This window comes from Gluconobacter sp. P1D12_c (genome assembly GCF_018812105.1).
In the GTDB taxonomy this organism is placed as follows: domain Bacteria; phylum Pseudomonadota; class Alphaproteobacteria; order Acetobacterales; family Acetobacteraceae; genus Gluconobacter; species Gluconobacter oxydans_A.
The window spans coordinates 1-16,249 of the sequence record NZ_JACSIQ010000008.1 but is presented as its reverse complement, the minus strand read 5'-3'; the positions used below and the strand labels follow the sequence as shown (position 1 = coordinate 16,249).

The window sequence follows — 16,249 nt, the reverse complement described above, 5'->3', positions numbered from 1 at the left end:
CGCCCGTTACCAGGAATCCTTCGCGCCCCCTCCGCCAGAATCGCCTCCGCCGGATTTGTAGGAATTTTTCTTCTTGTCGCCGCCGGACGAGTTGGCGTTATTACGTGAGGCGGCTGATAGAATATTGATCAGCAGGCTCAGGATCACGTCCCAGGGAATGCTGATCAGAAACCTGTCAAAAATTGAAAGAGGCAGGCCCTGAGCTTCGCGGCGTTGAGCGCGGACGGTAAAGCCAGAGCCAAGAGCAAACAGCACCATCCCTCCGACACCGAGTGCGAGATCAAATCCGTTGATGTTGAAGTCCGTATCGGATGTGGCCTGCTCCTCGTGAACCTGCGTCTCGCTTTTACGCAAAATGTCGGCGATGGAATCCAGCATCCCGTTTAGTGCGGCGGCATAGTGACCGGCTTTCAGCTCCGCCTGGGCAGCATGCAGGATATTGAATGTCTGAAGGTCGGTCAGGTCGCCTTCAAACCCATACCCGACTTCGATGCGGGCCTGATTATCCGGAATATCCAGAACGATCAGAAGACCGTTGTCCTGCCCTTTTTGACCAATGCCGGAGGCATGGAACGTCTCATTCGCATACTGATCGATATCGTCCACATGGCCGGGCAGAACGATCAGAATGTGCGGGTGACTTGGGAGTGTTTGCCGAAGATCCGTCAGCTTCTGGACGAGCTGATCCTGTTCCTGCCCGGACAGGCTCTGATGCGGGTCTGTCACGAGCTCGGTCAAAGGTGTAGCCGCGCCTGCCGGGCCAGTCAGGGACAGGCACAGCAGGGCTGTCACGGCAAGGACCAGATGCAGGGTGCGCGTTAGAAGCAGGCGGGAAACAGTCGGCACGTTCATCCGGTCCTTCAGTCAGATCAATGCTTGGAGAAGTCTACGACTGGCGGCGTCTGTGCGGCTGGGGAAGCCTCGTAGTAGACGCGCTGATGGTAGCCCATGATCCCGGCGGCGAGGTTGCCCGGGAAGTGCATGACTGTCTGGTTGTAAGCCAAAATGGCCTGCTGCAGACGCTGGCGTGCTACAGTGATGCGGTTCTGTGTGCCTTCAAGCTGAACCATCAGGCTCGTGAAGTTCTGATTGGCCTGTAGCTGCGGGGACTGCTCAGCCACGACGTTGATGGCCTTGATTTCCTGTGCGTTACGGGTCTGTGCATCCAGGATTTTTTTCTGAAGGTCTTCATCGCTGACCGAGCGGGGATCAATGCGGTTTAGGGGTGTTTCACCCGAACGTGCCGCGGCGTAATCCGTCAGAGTGTCATGCTCGTGGGTGGCATAGCCTTTGACTGTGTTGACCAGATTGGGAATCAGGTCGGTCTGGCGCTGAACTTCGTTCTGAAGCTGACCCATCTGTTCCTTGACGTTCTGGTCCGCTCCCATGAAACGGTTATAGCTTGATCCCAGCAGGGCAATAATGCCGATTACCAGAATGGCAGGAATGAGAAGTTTTCTCATCAGGGGTCCTCTTAAATCAAAAAACGGATCATCACTCCGATCGCAGAAAAAATCGTCAGTCGTGAGTGTCTGTTCTTCGCCTTTATACAACAGGATGGACTGAAGGAAAAAACGTTTCTTTTTAGTCCATATTTGTGGGCCAAGTATTCCGGTTTCCCGTTATGTTATATCGGTAGAATGTCCATGTTTTATTTGGCTGGCAGAGTGTCGAGAAACTGGAGAGTGTCGGGTGTTCTGAACACGATGCTTCATGCATCTGGCATGACGCGCAATCATGCGGCATTAAGGCGGCATGAAACTGCGCTTTGCCCCATCGCCAACCGGCTATCTCCACGTTGGTAACGCCCGTCAGGCCGTCGCCAACTTCCTGTTCGCCCGCCGTCATGGCGGCAAGTTCCTCCTGCGTATCGACGATACGGACGTCGCGCGCAGCAAGCCTGAATATGAGGACGCGATCCGTAAGGATCTGGCGTGGCTCGGTCTGGACTGGGACGAAGAGGCCCGTCAGTCCGCGCGGATGGAGCGGTATGCTGCGGCGATCGACAAGCTGAAAGCCTCTGGTCGGCTGTATCCATGCTTTGAGACCGAATACGAACTGAACGCCAAGCGCGAGATGCGCATACGGGCTGGCAAGGCCCCGATCTATGATCGCGCCATGCTGAAGCTGACTCCGGACCAGCGGGCCCGTGCCGAAGCCAATGGCAAGACGCCGCACTGGCGTTTCAAGCTGACGGATGGCAGCCGCAAGTGGCAGGATCTCGTCATGGACGATTGCTCCGTCAAGCTGACGGCAATTTCCGACCCGGTTCTGATCCGCGCAGACGGCACGATCCTCTACACGCTGGCGTCAGTAGTTGATGATCTGGAAATGGGCATCACGCATATCGTCCGCGGTGAAGATCACGTCACAAATACTGGCGTTCAGATAGACATCGCCGAAGCTCTGGGTGCAAAGCCGGATCGCTTTACGTTCGCGCATCTGCCGCTGCTGCTGGATTCTGACGGCGGGAAGCTGTCCAAGCGTTTTGATGCGCTGGGCCTGAAGTCGCTTCGTCAGGATGGGATCGAGCCGATGTCCATCGTGTCGTATCTGGCACGCGTTGGGACGTCCGATGATCCGGAAGTCATGACGATGGAAGAGGCGATTGCGGCCTACGAGATTTCCCATGTTTCCAAGTCTGCGGCGCGGTTCGATATGCGCCAGCTTCTGGCTCTGAACCGCAAGGCTCTGCATAATCTGCCGTTCTCGGTAGCGAAGGAGCATCTTCCAGCCGAGGCTACGGAAGAATTCTGGAATGCAGTGCGTGGCAATGTCGATCTGACGGCGGAAATCCCGCATTGGTGGGATGTGACGCAGGGTACGATCGTTCCGCCGTCGCAGCCGGAAGACCGTGAATTCCTTCAGCAGGCGCTTGAAACCCTTCCTGCCGAGCCATGGGGCGAAACCACATGGCAGGACTGGACCACGGCTCTGAAGGAAAAGTCAGGTCGTAAGGGCAAGACGCTGTTTATGCCGTTGCGCCTTGCCCTTACGGGTGAGGACAATGGGCCGGAACTGCATGTTCTTCTGAGCCTGATGGGACACGCCCGGACGGTGTCACGTCTTCAGGACGCTATTGGCGCCTGAGTGATGAGTGGGAATGCCTGTTTGTCCGGGCATTCCCACTTCCGGACGTCAGACGGGTTCGACGCTCCAGAAAGCTTCCCAGCTTTCGCCGGGTTGTAGATGCAGCAGCCCCGGCTTTTCCGAAAAATTGCCGGTGAATCCAACGGGTGTGGCGTAACCGTACCAGGGTTCGATGCACAGGAAACCGGCGCCTGGCTTGGTCCAGATTCCAAGATCTTTGAACCCGTCCCAGCGCACGCGCAGGCCGCTTCCGTCCGGGCCTGTGAAATCGACAGCCTTGCTACGGGCATCCAGCATGATGATGGCATCAGCTTCGAACAGGCTGTCCTGCAACGGAAGAATCCGGTCATGGATTGGGGACGGGGCTGCCTCCGGAAGCAGACCATCCGGGCTGATGCGCCGGATATGATCGGCTTCATTCGTGTCAAAGGTCAGGCGATGATTTGCGCGGCCCATTTCTGGTTTCAGAGGCCACATGAATGCCGGATGTACACCAAGGGACGCGTGTAGCGTGGCATCTTCGGACGGGTTGGTCAGAACATAGCCGACGTGCAGGCCGGTTTCTTCCATCCGGTAGATCAGATGCAGCCGAAATGCAGCCGGGAAGAGCTGCCATGTTTCGGGTGTATCTGCCAGTTCCAGAACACAGCCGGTTTCTGTTCGTTCGAGCCAGCGGAATGTCATGTCACGGGCGAAGCCATGCTGGGTCAGCGTAACGGGCTGGCCATTCAGCGTTGTATTTTCTGGTGGTTTTCCAACGATAGGAAACAGAACGGGCGAATGGCGTTTCCAGGCGGGACCCGCGTTCCACAGGAAGTCCTGCCCTGAAGTGGTCCGCAGAGAGGTCAGCTCTGCACCATGGGCAGAAACTGTTGCCGCCAGGCCATTTTTCCCAAAGCTGTGCTGGGTGTCAGACATGGTGATGGTGCCTTTCATGCGCTGTGGACGGATCAATCGGCTCGTGGTCCCCGTGTTCGGTTGTGTGGAACCGGGTGAAGTCGACCTCGACCCTGCCGTCCGGGCGGTGATGGATCATGTCCGAGAAACGGTAGCCGTGTTTCACATGGCCAATCTCGTAGGCATGTCGTGCGAAGAGTGTCTGGGAGGAGATTTCGTCTGTCCCATCCATCGTGATGATGATCTCGGCATTCTGGTCAATCAGCGTGTCTGCTGACAGGCCATAAAGCGGGCTGGTCTCATCAATCATGTGTGTGGCGTTCAGGCTGATCCGGAAGATGGGCACATGGGATTGGATCAGCGTCAGCCTGTCGAAACGGCGCACCAGTCGGCCGTGATCGTCCGGCATCAGGCGCGTCAGGGTCATTTCAACATTGGCGGACAGGATCAGCGTGCGACGACGGTTGGCGATGCGGATGGTCAGTGTCGGGATCAGATCATCGTAGGACACGACGGCGACGTGGCTGAACAGGATGCGGGCGCGGGGGCGTGAGAAGCGTGCGAAGACCAGCCCGGTGGCAAGCGCGTTGAGCATCATCCCGGCGAGTACTTCGAAGGACACGATGGTGTTGGTCAGGCGTCCGACAGGGGCCATCGTCCCGTATCCGACGGTTGAGATCGTCTGGACACTGAAGAACACGTCATCAAGAAAATCCCCGTGCGGGACGCCGCTGACGCTGCCGGGGATCATGTAATAAAGGCAGGCAAAACCAATATTGATGCCCAGATACAAAGCGAGGGACGCCCAGAAGAACGCCCCCCATGTCATGGTCATCAGATGGTGATAGAGGTCCCCCAGAGAACCGTCTTTCAGACCGGTACGGATAATGTCGCCCCGGCCATTTTCTTCCAGAACATGGGCCCGGATGCGGTTGGCCGTTTCGACCACCAGCGCCTCAGGCCGTGGATGCATCCGGTGCCTGTGTCGCCAGTGGATCATGGTTTTATCGTCTCGCCTTTCTGGCGCTGACCAGTTCGCTGACCACGCCATGGAGAGTGCGAAGTTCCTGTTCGGTGACTTCGCCCCGTGTGAAGAAATGCCGCAGATTGCGGATCATGCCCGGTTTCTTTTGTTCGTTACGCAGGAAGCCACAGTCATCAAGTTCCCGCAGCAGATGGGACATGAAATTTTCCAGCTCGCCCTTGGTGGCCACATGCGTCTCGTTGGTCATGAGGTCGCGCGGGGGCGTCATGTCTTCGGTCAGGTACCACTCATAGGCCATGACGAGCACGGCCTGTGCGAGGTTGAGGGACATGAACTTGGGATTGAGCGGGTAACGCACCAGCGTATCGGCGCGGGCCATGTCTTCAACGTCGAGACCAGCGCGTTCCGGCCCGAACAGGATACCGGTGCGCAGGCCACGCGTGGAAGCCACGCGGAGTTCCGCCGCAGCGCCGCGCGCTGTCATGACAGGCTTCACGACATGGCGGGGACGGGGACAGGTGGCGAAGACGCGGTGCAGGTCGGCCACGGCCTCATCGACCGTTTCGAAAACCTGCGCGTTGTCGAGGATGCGATGGGCGCCGGAAGACGCAGGCCAGGCGCGTTCCTGCGGCCAGCCATCCCGTGGGGCGACGAGGCGCAGGTGAAACAGGCCGCCATTTGCCATGGCACGCGCTGTCGTGCCGACGTTTTCGGCTAACTGTGGGCGTACGAGAATAACAACGGGGTCAAATTCGCCGATCGGTTCCAGATCGGCACCACCATCACGTCCGGTCATGGGATTATGCCTTCCGCCATGTTGTGCCGCCGGGGCCGTCTTCCAGCGTGATGCCGTCTGCAGCAAGCTGGTTCCGGATTTCATCCGCGCGGGTGAAGTTGCGGGCTTTGCGGGCTGCCAGACGTTCCTCGATCAGCGCTTCGATGGCGGACGCATCAACGCCTGAGCGGAACCATTCAGCAGGGGAAACCTGAAACAGACCAAGCTGTTTGCCCGCGGCCAGAAGACCGGATGCGGCTTCCTGATCGCCCTGCATGGCGGCGTCTGCCAGTGGGTGAAGGGCTGCGATGGCGAGTGGCGTGTTCAGATCATCACACAGGGCATCCAGCACGGTCGCAGGAACGTTTGCACCCTGTTGGGCGTCGCCGCGTTCAAGGGCACGGTAAAGCCGATCCAGAACGCGGCGGGCTTCTTCCAGCTTCTCCCATGTGAAATCCAGCGTTGAACGGTAATGCGCGCCCAGATACAGGAGACGCAGCGGTTCCGCCGGGGACTTTTCCAGAACTTCCCGGATGGTGAAGAAATTGCCCAGAGACTTGGACATTTTCTCCCCGTTGGAGAGCAGCATGCCGTTATGGAGCCAGTGCGTGGCGAATTTGCTGCCCGGATAGCAGCACAGAGACTGTGCCCGTTCGTTTTCATGATGCGGGAACAGCAGGTCATCGCCGCCGCCATGAATATCGAAGCTCTCGCCCAGATACCGGTGTGACATGGCCGAGCATTCGATATGCCAGCCGGGGCGACCACGACCATAAGGGCTGTCCCAACCAGGCTGATCTGGTGTGGAGGGCTTCCAGAGCACGAAATCGCCGGGGTCACGTTTATAAGGAGCCACTTCAACGCGGGCGCCAGCGATCATGTCATCCAGTGAGCGGCCGGAAAGTTCGCCATAAGAGGAGAAGTTCCGGACTGCGAACAGGACGTGCCCTTCGGCTTCATACGCATGCCCGTTTTCGATCAGGCGGCCGATCATGTCCAGCATCTCACCAATGTGGTGGGTTGCGCGGGGTTCGATATCCGGCGGCAAAATCCCGAGTGACGCCAAATCTTCATGAAAAGCTTCAGTCGTACGGGCGGTCAGGGCGGAGATGTCCTCACCGTTTTCTTTCGCGCGGGCTGTGATCTTGTCGTCCACGTCCGTGACGTTGCGGACATAGGTGACACGTGGATACAGCACGCGGAGCAGTCGGATCAGGATATCCGCGCCCATCATGGCGCGCAGATTGCCCAGGTGCGCCCGGTCATAGACTGTGGGTCCACAGAAATAGACCCGCACATTCTGCGGATCGAGTGGTGTGAACAGTCGCTTTTCGCGCGCGTGGGTGTCGTGCAGACGGAGCACGTGAGGAACGGGATCGGCCATAGATGGGATCAATGCGCCAGCCACCGTTTTGGTGCAACAGGCTTTGTTACTCTTGTCTGTATGATCTGCACTGCGATAGTGAGGCTTATGTGTAGAACCTTCAAAGATCCGACCTCTTCACGCGGGCATGCTCTTGCCCTGCTTCGCGTGGCTCTTCCGCTTGCACTTTCCCAGCTTTCCGAAATGTCGATGGGCGTGACGGACACCATCCTTCTGGGCGGTCTGGGGGTAGCTGAAGTGGCGGTCGGTGGTCTGGCCAATACTTTTTTCTTTACCACCATGGTGACCTGCCAGACCATTCTGGGTGGAGCCGGTGTTCTTCTGTCTCATAGTCGTGGGGCGGAAGATCACGGACGGGATTCTCATGACGGTCGCAGTGTCATGAGCGCTGCGTTCGTTCTGGCACTGCTGATCTTTATTCCCTGTGCGTTGCTCTTATGGTTCGTGCAGCCGTTATTTGCATGGTTGGCGGAACCTGGGGACGTGGTGACCCAGGGCAGCCACTTCATTCATATTCTTCTGTTATCCCTGTTGCCGGATCTGGCTGTGATCGGTGTACTGCGTGTGGCGCTCCCATCGCTTGGGGCGGAAACGCTTCTGTTGTGGATTATGCCCGCCATGGCGCTCTGCAATGGCATCACCAATGCAGCGCTCATTTATGGGTGGTTCGGGTTGCCTGCGATGGGGATGTACGGCTCGGCCACTGCTACGACCTTGACGGGCTGGGCGATCAGTTTTGCGCTGACAGGGCTGTGTCTGATGCATCCTCGGGTGCGCGCCGTCATGAAGCCAGCCCCTGTGCGCTGGCCTATCATGAAGGAACTATTGAAGCTCGGTTTGCCCATGATGATGGGAGCTGCAGCTGAAATTCTCATGTTTCAGATCACAAGCCTTCGGGCGGGGCAGCTTGGAACACAAAGCCTTGCTGCTCATCAGGTCGCAGTGAATGTCAGCGCACTGCTGTTCATGGTGTGTCTGGCGATTGGTCAGGCCACCAATGTCCGGGTGGCGTACTGGCGTGGGTCTGGCCGGATGGATCAGAGCCGCAGGGCTGCCTGGACCGGGATCTGGGTAGTGTTGGTCTGGTCCGTGTTGTCGTCAGCCTTGTTGCTGATCTGGCCAGAGAAGATCGTGAGCCTTTATTTTACGGGTCATGCCCCGGATCCGGCCACGGCTGCGCTGGTGATTACGCTGATGAAGATTGCCGGGATCTACCAGATTGTGGACGGACTTCAGGTTGTGTTCAGTGGCGCCCTGCGAGGCTGCGGTGATGCCGTGTGGCCGATGGTAATTGCTGTCACGAATTATGGCCTGATCGGCCTTGTCTTTGGGGGATGGTTGGCCTTCCAGCAGCACTGGGGTGCGGAAGGCCTTTGGGTTGGCATGGCGGCAGCGCTCACGGTGAGCTCTGTCGCCTTGGGAATTCGGCTGTTCAGCGTGATGCGGAAAGCCGAGCCTGTGCCATCGTAATCAGGTAAGCCACAAACCCACCGGCGGAGAGCAGCGCGGCACCCCATCCGATCGAGCCCAAACCATGCCCTGAACTCACCAGATAGGCCCCGAGCCATGTGCCCGCAGCGTTGGCAATGTTGAAGGCTGAATTGTTCAGGGATGCGGCAAGGGTTTGGGCATCTCCCGCAACTTCCATCAGATGCGTTTGAATAGCTGGGGAAATGCCGATCAGCGTTGCCGGGATCAGGAACGTGATCAGCAGCATGGCGACAGGGGATGGCAGGAGTAGCCAGAACCCGACCATGAACACGCAACTGGCAGCCAGAGAGAAAAGGATCGTCCGGTTGATATTCCGGTCCGCCATGGCTCCGCCAAACGAATTGCCAGCAACCATGCCGAGCCCCCAGACGATCTGATAAAGCGCAACGGCCCAGTCCGGGAGATGCGTTACGTCTGACAGGGCAGTAGTAAGGAACGTGTACACTGCAAAGAGGCCACCAAAGCCGATGGCGCTTGTCAGAAGCGTCAGGAGCACTTGAGGCCGCTTGAAAGCTCCGAGTTCAGCGAGTGCATTCGCGTCTGGATGGGGCTTGTCGCGTGGCGCGAAGTACCAGAGTGCCAGGAAGCAGAGCAATCCCAGCGCAGAGATTGCACCATAAGCGACGCGCCAGCCGAGATGATTGGCGGCGTAGGTGGACAGGGGCGACCCCACGACCGTGGAGATCATGATGCCGGACAGAACGCGCCCGACTGCGCGGCCGCGTCTTGCGCGCTCAACCATGGAGGCGCCAACGAGCGCAGAAACACCGAAGAAGGCGCCGTGAGGAAGCCCGGTGATGAAGCGCATGACTTCAATGTCGAGCAGGTTCGGCATCAGGATTGTGCCGATATTCCCCACAAGGAACAGCACCAGCATAGCTAGCAGAAGTGTGCGACGGGGGAGTTTTGCACCAGCAACCGCAATGAGGGGTGCTCCGACCACGACACCCAGCGCATAAGCTGAAATGACGGAACTGGCGCGGGAAATGGAAATACCAAGGGAATGGGAGAATTCGGGCAGAAGGCCCATCATGGCGAATTCGCCAGTCCCAATCGTAAATGTCGCCAGCATGAGAGCAAACATGGCTGGCTCGACACCGTGGGGTGGACGCACCCGCTCGACATCGACTGGTTCGATTAATTCCATATGGAAAAGGTCCGGAATAAGGGGAAAACCCGCCTACCATCCGGACCCTGAAAAGCTACCCGAACACACTCACGTGGAAGTGTCCGGGCAGGTCAGTTCAATTCTCCGTTGGCAGGCGAATTGTCTGACCCGGATAAATGTCATCCTTGCTTGTGACAAGCGGTTGATTTGCATCAAGAAGCTCATCGCCAGAAATATCTTCCGGCAGCTTCTCGGCAACCTCATCGAGGTTATGGCTCGTCTTGATTTCAAGGAACTTCGGATCAGGCGTGCCGGGGGGAACCTGGATTTCCGCTTCCACAGCAGCGACGCCAGCGACGTTACCCGCCGTGAGGATCATCTGGTCACGCGCTTTGGCGGAATCGGCCTTGCCGCGCAGATAGATCGTGCGGTCATCAATCACGAGATGCGACATATGCATCTGTGCGAGACCGAATCTCTTGAAAGCGCGCTTGATGGCGCTCTCGCCTGGCTTGGGCGGGGGCGGTGAATCCAGAGACTGGATCAGCCCTTCGAGGGAACCCTCAGCGATGCGGCCAGCCTTGGGATTGAAGCGATAGATTTTCATGGGCAAACTCAAAAAGACATGGCTCCCGGATTCATGGGGAGTACCAGACCGTTAGCGCAAATCCCCAGGGAAGGGTTGCGCGCTTTATAGGCCTCCGATGTGAGAAAATAACAAGGGTCAGACTCGTCCTTTCATTGACATGACAGAGCGAGACCTGTTAGGCGCGGGGCCACTGCCGGAAACGTGGACGTACCGGCCGGACCAACAAAGCGGGTTTCTGTACCCCGCAGGCTCCGGTTTTTGGGTGCGCGCCCGTCTTTCCCAATTCGGGGAGAGGCCTACCGGTGCAACAAAACGGCTCGCCATGCAGCATGGGGCGGGCCTGATGTATGAACAGGGGTTAACCCATGTCAAAGCGTCTTGAGAGCAAGTACAAGATCAATCGCCGTCTCGGCGTAAACCTTTGGGGCCGTGCAAAGTCCCCTGTGAACCGTCGTGAATACGGTCCGGGTCAGCATGGTCAGCGTCGTAAGCAGAAGCCTTCTGACTTCTCCATCCAGCTGATGGCCAAGCAGAAGCTCAAGGGCTACTACGGCAACATCAGCGAGAAGCAGTTCCGCAAGTACTACGATGAAGCCGTCCGTCGTAAGGGTGATACCTCCGAGAACCTGATCGGTCTGCTGGAGCGTCGTCTGGACGCCGTTGTGTACCGTCTGAAGTTCGCGATCACGCCGTTCGCAGCACGTCAGTTCATCAGCCATGGCCACGTTACGGTCAACGGCAAGAAGGTGAACATCCCGTCCTACCTCGTGAAGGAAGGCGACGTCATCGAAGTGCGTGAGAAGTCCAAGCACCTCGCCATCGTTCTCGACTCCGTGCAGACGGGCGAGCGCGACACGCCGGAATACGTTGAAGTCGATCATCGCCAGATGAAGGGTACGTTCCTGCGTACGCCGGTTCTCTCTGACGTGCCGTATCCGGTGCAGATGGAACCGAACCTGGTCGTCGAGTTCTACTCCCGCTAATTCTGATCCCGGGCTTTCAGGCCCGGATCAGCAAGCGACCGGAAAACGCTGGATGGGTCTCCCATCCGGCGTTTTTTTTGTTTTGTGTTTCGAGAAGATTAAAGAGACTACACAGGATTGCGCTGTCCTGTCTTGAAAATGTATCAATACATTTCTGAGTGATGCCTCGTGTGTCGCATGAAGCGAAGGCCATGGAAGATGCGTGTTGGGCTGGGTGTGGTTCTGATCTGTGCTGTAGTCTGCTGCCCGGCTGACGCGCGTGGGATCAATACTTTCGTGGCCCCAGACACGCGCTATCATCCTCCGCCACCGCCCCATCTGCATCTTGTGTGGTGCAAGGATGGGACAGTTATTGTTTCATCCCAGAGATGCCCGATTAAGCCTCCTGTTATGGAGCGAACTGCGGCTGGAAAGGCCGTAGATACTGTGACGGGTGTTGTCCGAAGTCTGACCGGTCACAATCTTGGAACCAGTTGGTAGACAACAGATAGAATTTCAGGAGCGGATAGATACGGTCATGGATGCTGAAAAGTTTCTGTCTGGCGGTATTGAGCTGCTCGATGCACCCTTCTGAAGCAAGGGGGGATCAACACTTTTGTGCCTCGTCTTTTGCCATGCCTCCAGTTTCTGAGGCGTCAATTTTCCGGAAATGGTTCAGATCGTGCGGGCGTGGGCGGGGTTCCTGCGGTGCATGATCCCATTTCCGGGAGTGCGATCGGGCAGTTTGGGGAGGCCTATGCCCAATCCAGCCCGATGGGGATGACGGGGATTGCGTCACATGGGAATACTGTGAACTGTTTTCCGTTTCGTAGAAGCAAAAATTCGCGGAAAAGACCCGTTAGATGAGGGAATGCTTGACGGCAAAAGCGGTCTTCTGCACATTGCGCCTCCCGATGGGTAAGGCTTCCATGAGGGCTGTCCTCTGTATTTGCTAACAGGCCATGTGTCTGTCTGGACGTCGCGAAAGCTCCAGTCCCGGATTTTTTCTACGTTGCCGGAGGCATCATGTCAGAGGCGCTGAGCGCTGAAATTACCCGCGAGATCGCTCGTCGGCGTACGTTTGCCATTATTTCCCATCCAGACGCCGGTAAGACGACCCTGACGGAACGTATCCTTCGTGCGGGTGGCGCTATCCAGCTTGCAGGTAACGTGCGTGCCAAGGGTGAGCGGCGGCGTACCAAGTCTGACTGGATGGGCATCGAGCGGGACCGTGGCATTTCCGTCGTGACGTCGGTTATGACGTTTGAATACGGTGACTGCGTTTTCAACCTGCTTGATACGCCGGGCCATGAAGACTTCTCCGAAGACACCTATCGTACCCTGACGGCTGTGGACTGTGCGGTCATGGTGATCGATGCCGCGAAGGGTATCGAAGACCGGACGCGCAAGCTCTTCGAAATCTGCCGCCTTCGCGATATTCCGATCATCACCTTCATCAACAAGATGGACCGTGAGGCGCAGGACTGCTTTGCGCTTCTGGACGAAATTTCCAACTCCCTTGCTTTGGACGTCTCACCTGCTACGTGGCCGATTGGCCGTGCCGCGACGTTTATAGGCACGTTTGATATCCGCACGCGTGAAGTTCACACCAAGGATGCGGTTGATGAGACTGATCCGCGGATGGTGCAACTTCGGGAAGATCTGGAGTTGGTAGAAGCCGCTCTACCTGAATTCGACCGTGAATCCTTTGATGCCGGGCATTTGTCTCCGGTGTTCTTTGGTTCGGCCATGAAAGAAATCGGTGTGACCGATCTTCTGGATGCCCTTGTCGCTTACGGCCCGGCTCCGCGTGCCCAGCCGACGGAAACTCGTGAAGTTCAGGCCAGCGAACAACAGGTAACGGCGCTGATTTTCAAAATTCAGGCCAACATGGACCCGAACCACCGCGACCGAATGGCTTTTGCCCGTGTGTGTTCGGGGCGTTTGACGCGCGGTATGCGCCTGAAGCATGTGCGGACTGGCAAGCAGTTTGCCCTTCATACGCCGCAGTTCTTCTTTGCGCGTGATCGTCAGTTGGCTGAGGAAGCTTTTGGTGGGGACGTGGTTGGTATTCCCAATCACGGGACGCTCCGCATTGGCGATACACTGAGTGAAAGTGAAGAGCTGCGCTTCACGGGGGTACCACACTTCGCGCCTGAAATTCTGCGTCGTGTTCGTCTCGATGATGCCATGAAAGCCAAGAAGCTGCGTCAGGCTCTGGTAGAGTTGGCCGAGGAAGGCGTTGTGCAGCTTTTCCGTCCGCAGGATGGCTTGCCGCCGATTGTCGGCGTGGTGGGAACGCTCCAGCTGGACGTGCTTCAGTCTCGCCTGAAAGGTGAGTACAGCGTGTCTATCGGGTTCGAAAATACCCCCTTCACCTTGGCTCGCTGGATTACGGGAAGCCGCGAGAAGATCGAAGCGTTCATGATGGTAAACCGCTCGTCCATGGCCGACGATCTGGATGGAGATCCGGTTTTCCTTGCCAGTTCATCCTTCATGATGCGCCGGACTATCGAAATGAACCCTGACCTAGCGTTCCACGATATTAAGCAGATCGGTCTGGCTTCGGTCTGATTTTTGAACCTCGCTCCTGTCTCAGGAAGCGAGGTTTTTAATTTTCAGAGTGGAATCCAGAAGTAAAAATTCATTTTTGAGTAAATTATTAAAGTGGAGGCAGGGATAGATATGAAAATTTCAGAGTGGATGGTAAATTCCGGTGTTGAGTTCGGAACGAGCGGGGCTCGAGGGCTCGTTTCCGCTATGACAGATGCTGTGTGTTTTGCGTATACTGTCGGGTATCTGAAGCACTTGGAAGCGTTGGGCGAATTCTCCCCTAAGACATCTGTGGCTATTGCGGGAGATCTTCGTCCCAGCACGCCACGTATTCTGCGTGCTTGTGCTGCAGCCATTATATGGATGAAGGGGCAGCCAGTATTCTGCGGTTTCGTACCAACACCTGCTCTGTGTTTTTATGCATTTTCCCACGGTATCCCTTCGCTTATGGTCACTGGGAGTCACATTCCTGATAATCGGAATGGCATCAAATTCAATCGTATTTTTGGCGAGTTTTTGAAGAGCGACGAAGCTATCATGCGGACGCAGGATGTTGTCCTGCCAGAGGGATGGTTTGATGCTCAAGGTGCGCTTAAAACGAATGTTGCATTGCCTGCCGTCACAGACGTTGTAACGAACTACATAGAGCGATATCGCCACTTTTTTGGTGCTGACGCGCTGAATGGCCTAACGCTGGGAATTTACCAACATTCTGCTGTCGGTCGCGACGTTCTTATAAGTGTTGTTGAAGCTTTGGGCGGAAAAGCGGTGCCTTTGGCACGTTCAGATGTGTTCGTGTCGGTGGATACGGAAGCCGTGCGGCCTGAAGACGTCAATCTGGCACGTGGTTGGGGTCAAGAAGGCCTATACGATGCCATCCTTACCACAGATGGCGACTCTGATCGCCCTCTTCTGGCTGACCAGAGGGGGCGCTGGATCCGGGGAGACGTCTTGGGAATCTTGGCTGCTCAGAAGCTAGGAGCTGCAGCAGTCTCGACGCCAGTTAACAGCAATACGGGGCTTGAACAGTCAGGATTCGTACCTTCTGTCCGAAGGACGCGTATTGGTTCGCCATTTGTCGTCTCATCTATGATGGATGCTGCGGCAGATGGTTTTATTCCGTCCATGGGGTATGAGGCTAATGGTGGGTTTCTTTTAGCCAACGATCTTGTTCAAGATGGGAAGATACTGCGGTCACTTCCAACGCGGGATGCTGTTCTTCCAATGATTTGTGCGCTGATTGCGGCGCAGAACTATCAGGGGGGGCTTGCAGAACTTCTCCTTACCCTTCCGTCTCGTTTCACTGCCAGTGATCGCTTGAAGGAGATAGCTACGGAGCGCAGCAGAGCGCAGCTTCAGGCGCTACGCGATGATATTTCCGGTGTGGCTGAAATTCTTGGGTTCGTGGCTGCGTGCGGTCCTGTGGTATACGTCAATGAGACGGATGGTATACGTATGATTTTCAAACATGGTGATATTATCCACCTGCGTCCGTCGGGGAATGCCCCAGAGTTGCGTATGTATGTGGAAGCAGATACCCAGGACCGAGCCGAAAAGCTGCTGAGTCAAGGCCTGAATAGTGTCGCCAATTGGTTGGCCTGAAATCGATTGTTATAAGTCAGTACGGTAAAGCTTTTTATCCGTGTTCCCTGCCGACCTTAAGATAATTTGTATCACTCATGAGATTCAGCGCCCCCGTCTTCAGGATGGCTAGCCCGATCATCCCGAGTGTCCTGTTCTACAAACAGCTTTACATAAACGTTCAACCTTTTCGAGAATGGCTCCACTCTGGCGTTGTAGGTCTGGACGAAGGCACTGACGCAAGAAGCTCGGCGTATCTGACGTTCGGTAAGGAGCGCGAACCAGCGTTCGATCTGGTTAAGCCAGGATGCATAGATCGGCGTATAATGGACATGAAAGCGTGGTCCCGCAGCTAGCCAGGCTCGGACTTTGGGAAGTTTGTGGGCGGCATAGTTGTCAACCACCAGATGAACGTCGAGATCTGACGGAACTTTCGCCTCGATGTGCTTGAGAAAACCGAGAAATTCCTGGTGCCGGTGACGAGAGCGGCACCAGGTGAGAACCTGGCCATTCACGATATCGAGGGCGGCAAACAGGGGCGTAACATAATCGTGCGTGACGCCTTCGAGATGGCCAAGGCCAAGCGGTAGCACAGGCTGCGTACGCTTCCATGTCTGGATCTGCGTTTTCTCATCGACACAAAGAACAACTGCGTGATCTGGCGGATTGAGATCAAGGCCGACGATATCCTTCACCTTGTCGACAAATAGAGGATCGGTCGAGAGCTTGAAGCTTTTCGAGCGATGCTGTTGAACACCGAACAGCGCCAGCATGCGCCCCACTGTGCTTTTTGACAGACCGGTGACTGATGCTGCCGAGCGAACCGTCCAATGA

General features: G+C 56.6%; 15 protein-coding genes. 6 read left to right on the top strand and 9 right to left on the bottom strand.

The features are described 5' to 3' along the window. Positions 1-6: 6 nt before the first annotated feature. Together KP705_RS10315 and KP705_RS10310 are read right to left on the bottom strand one after the other, a co-directional pair. Complete coding sequence (locus tag KP705_RS10315; protein WP_215764414.1) at positions 7-852, bottom strand: TPM domain-containing protein; 846 nt, start codon at positions 850-852, stop codon at positions 7-9. A 17-nt stretch (positions 853-869) separates the two neighbouring features. Beyond that, entirely contained in the window at positions 870-1,463 is a 594-nt protein-coding gene (locus KP705_RS10310; RefSeq protein WP_046900877.1) for a LemA family protein, read from the bottom strand. A gap of 292 nt (positions 1,464-1,755) precedes the next feature. Here KP705_RS10310 and gltX point away from each other — a divergent pair, with 292 nt between their 5' ends. Next, positions 1,756-3,090: a glutamate--tRNA ligase gene (gene gltX / locus KP705_RS10305; protein ID WP_046899900.1), complete on the top strand. Its 1,335-nt coding sequence runs from the start codon at positions 1,756-1,758 to the stop codon at positions 3,088-3,090. Positions 3,091-3,138: 48 nt separating this feature from the next. Here the strand turns inward: gltX and KP705_RS10300 are convergent, their stop codons facing one another. The 4 genes from KP705_RS10300 to cysS are packed head-to-tail and all read right to left on the bottom strand — an operon-like array spanning position 3,139 to position 7,131. Next, the gene (locus tag KP705_RS10300) at positions 3,139-4,008 is read right to left on the bottom strand and encodes an aldose 1-epimerase family protein (protein ID WP_046899899.1); all 870 of its coding nucleotides are present in this window, start codon (positions 4,006-4,008) and stop codon (positions 3,139-3,141) included. Beyond that, positions 4,001-4,960 carry an ion channel gene (locus KP705_RS10295; RefSeq protein WP_046899898.1) on the bottom strand — a complete coding sequence of 320 codons (960 nt, stop codon included), beginning with the start codon at positions 4,958-4,960 and terminating at the stop codon, positions 4,001-4,003. Before KP705_RS10295 ends, KP705_RS10300 begins: the two co-directional genes overlap by 8 nt. Before the next feature lie 31 nt (positions 4,961-4,991). After that, on the bottom strand, positions 4,992-5,768 hold the full coding sequence (locus KP705_RS10290) for an RNA methyltransferase (RefSeq protein ID WP_046899897.1): 777 nt from the start codon (positions 5,766-5,768) through the stop codon (positions 4,992-4,994). A 4-nt stretch (positions 5,769-5,772) separates the two neighbouring features. Then, the gene (cysS, locus tag KP705_RS10285) at positions 5,773-7,131 is read right to left on the bottom strand and encodes a cysteine--tRNA ligase (protein ID WP_046899896.1); all 1,359 of its coding nucleotides are present in this window, start codon (positions 7,129-7,131) and stop codon (positions 5,773-5,775) included. Between the two features lie 87 nt (positions 7,132-7,218). On the opposite strand from cysS, the gene KP705_RS10280 reads away from it, so the two are divergent. Beyond that, positions 7,219-8,601 (top strand): MATE family efflux transporter, encoded by a 1,383-nt coding sequence (locus tag KP705_RS10280; protein ID WP_046899895.1) that lies wholly within the window; start codon positions 7,219-7,221, stop codon positions 8,599-8,601. On the opposite strand, the gene KP705_RS10275 is transcribed toward KP705_RS10280, so the two are convergent. After that, positions 8,564-9,769: an MFS transporter gene (locus KP705_RS10275; RefSeq protein WP_046899894.1), complete on the bottom strand. Its 1,206-nt coding sequence runs from the start codon at positions 9,767-9,769 to the stop codon at positions 8,564-8,566. The genes KP705_RS10280 and KP705_RS10275 overlap by 38 nt on opposite strands. A 97-nt stretch (positions 9,770-9,866) precedes the next feature. After that, the gene (locus KP705_RS10270; RefSeq protein ID WP_046899893.1) at positions 9,867-10,337 is read right to left on the bottom strand and encodes a BON domain-containing protein; all 471 of its coding nucleotides are present in this window, start codon (positions 10,335-10,337) and stop codon (positions 9,867-9,869) included. A gap of 347 nt (positions 10,338-10,684) precedes the next feature. On the opposite strand from KP705_RS10270, the gene rpsD reads away from it, so the two are divergent. The 4 genes from rpsD to KP705_RS10250 all read left to right on the top strand — a co-directional run bounded on the left by rpsD (position 10,685) and on the right by KP705_RS10250 (position 15,436). Continuing rightward, positions 10,685-11,302, top strand: a complete 618-nt coding sequence (gene rpsD / locus KP705_RS10265; RefSeq protein WP_007282513.1) for a 30S ribosomal protein S4 — start codon at positions 10,685-10,687, stop codon at positions 11,300-11,302. Between the two features lie 198 nt (positions 11,303-11,500). After that, positions 11,501-11,782: a hypothetical protein gene (locus KP705_RS10260; RefSeq protein WP_046899892.1), complete on the top strand. Its 282-nt coding sequence runs from the start codon at positions 11,501-11,503 to the stop codon at positions 11,780-11,782. A 525-nt stretch (positions 11,783-12,307) separates the two neighbouring features. Further along, positions 12,308-13,855, top strand: a complete 1,548-nt coding sequence (locus tag KP705_RS10255) for a peptide chain release factor 3 (RefSeq protein WP_046899891.1) — start codon at positions 12,308-12,310, stop codon at positions 13,853-13,855. A gap of 129 nt (positions 13,856-13,984) precedes the next feature. Beyond that, positions 13,985-15,436, top strand: a complete 1,452-nt coding sequence (locus tag KP705_RS10250) for a phosphomannomutase (protein WP_200898333.1) — start codon at positions 13,985-13,987, stop codon at positions 15,434-15,436. A gap of 71 nt (positions 15,437-15,507) precedes the next feature. Here the strand turns inward: KP705_RS10250 and KP705_RS10245 are convergent. Continuing rightward, on the bottom strand, positions 15,508-16,249 hold a 742-nt coding region (locus KP705_RS10245), incomplete at its 5' end, for an IS630 family transposase (RefSeq protein ID WP_215764413.1).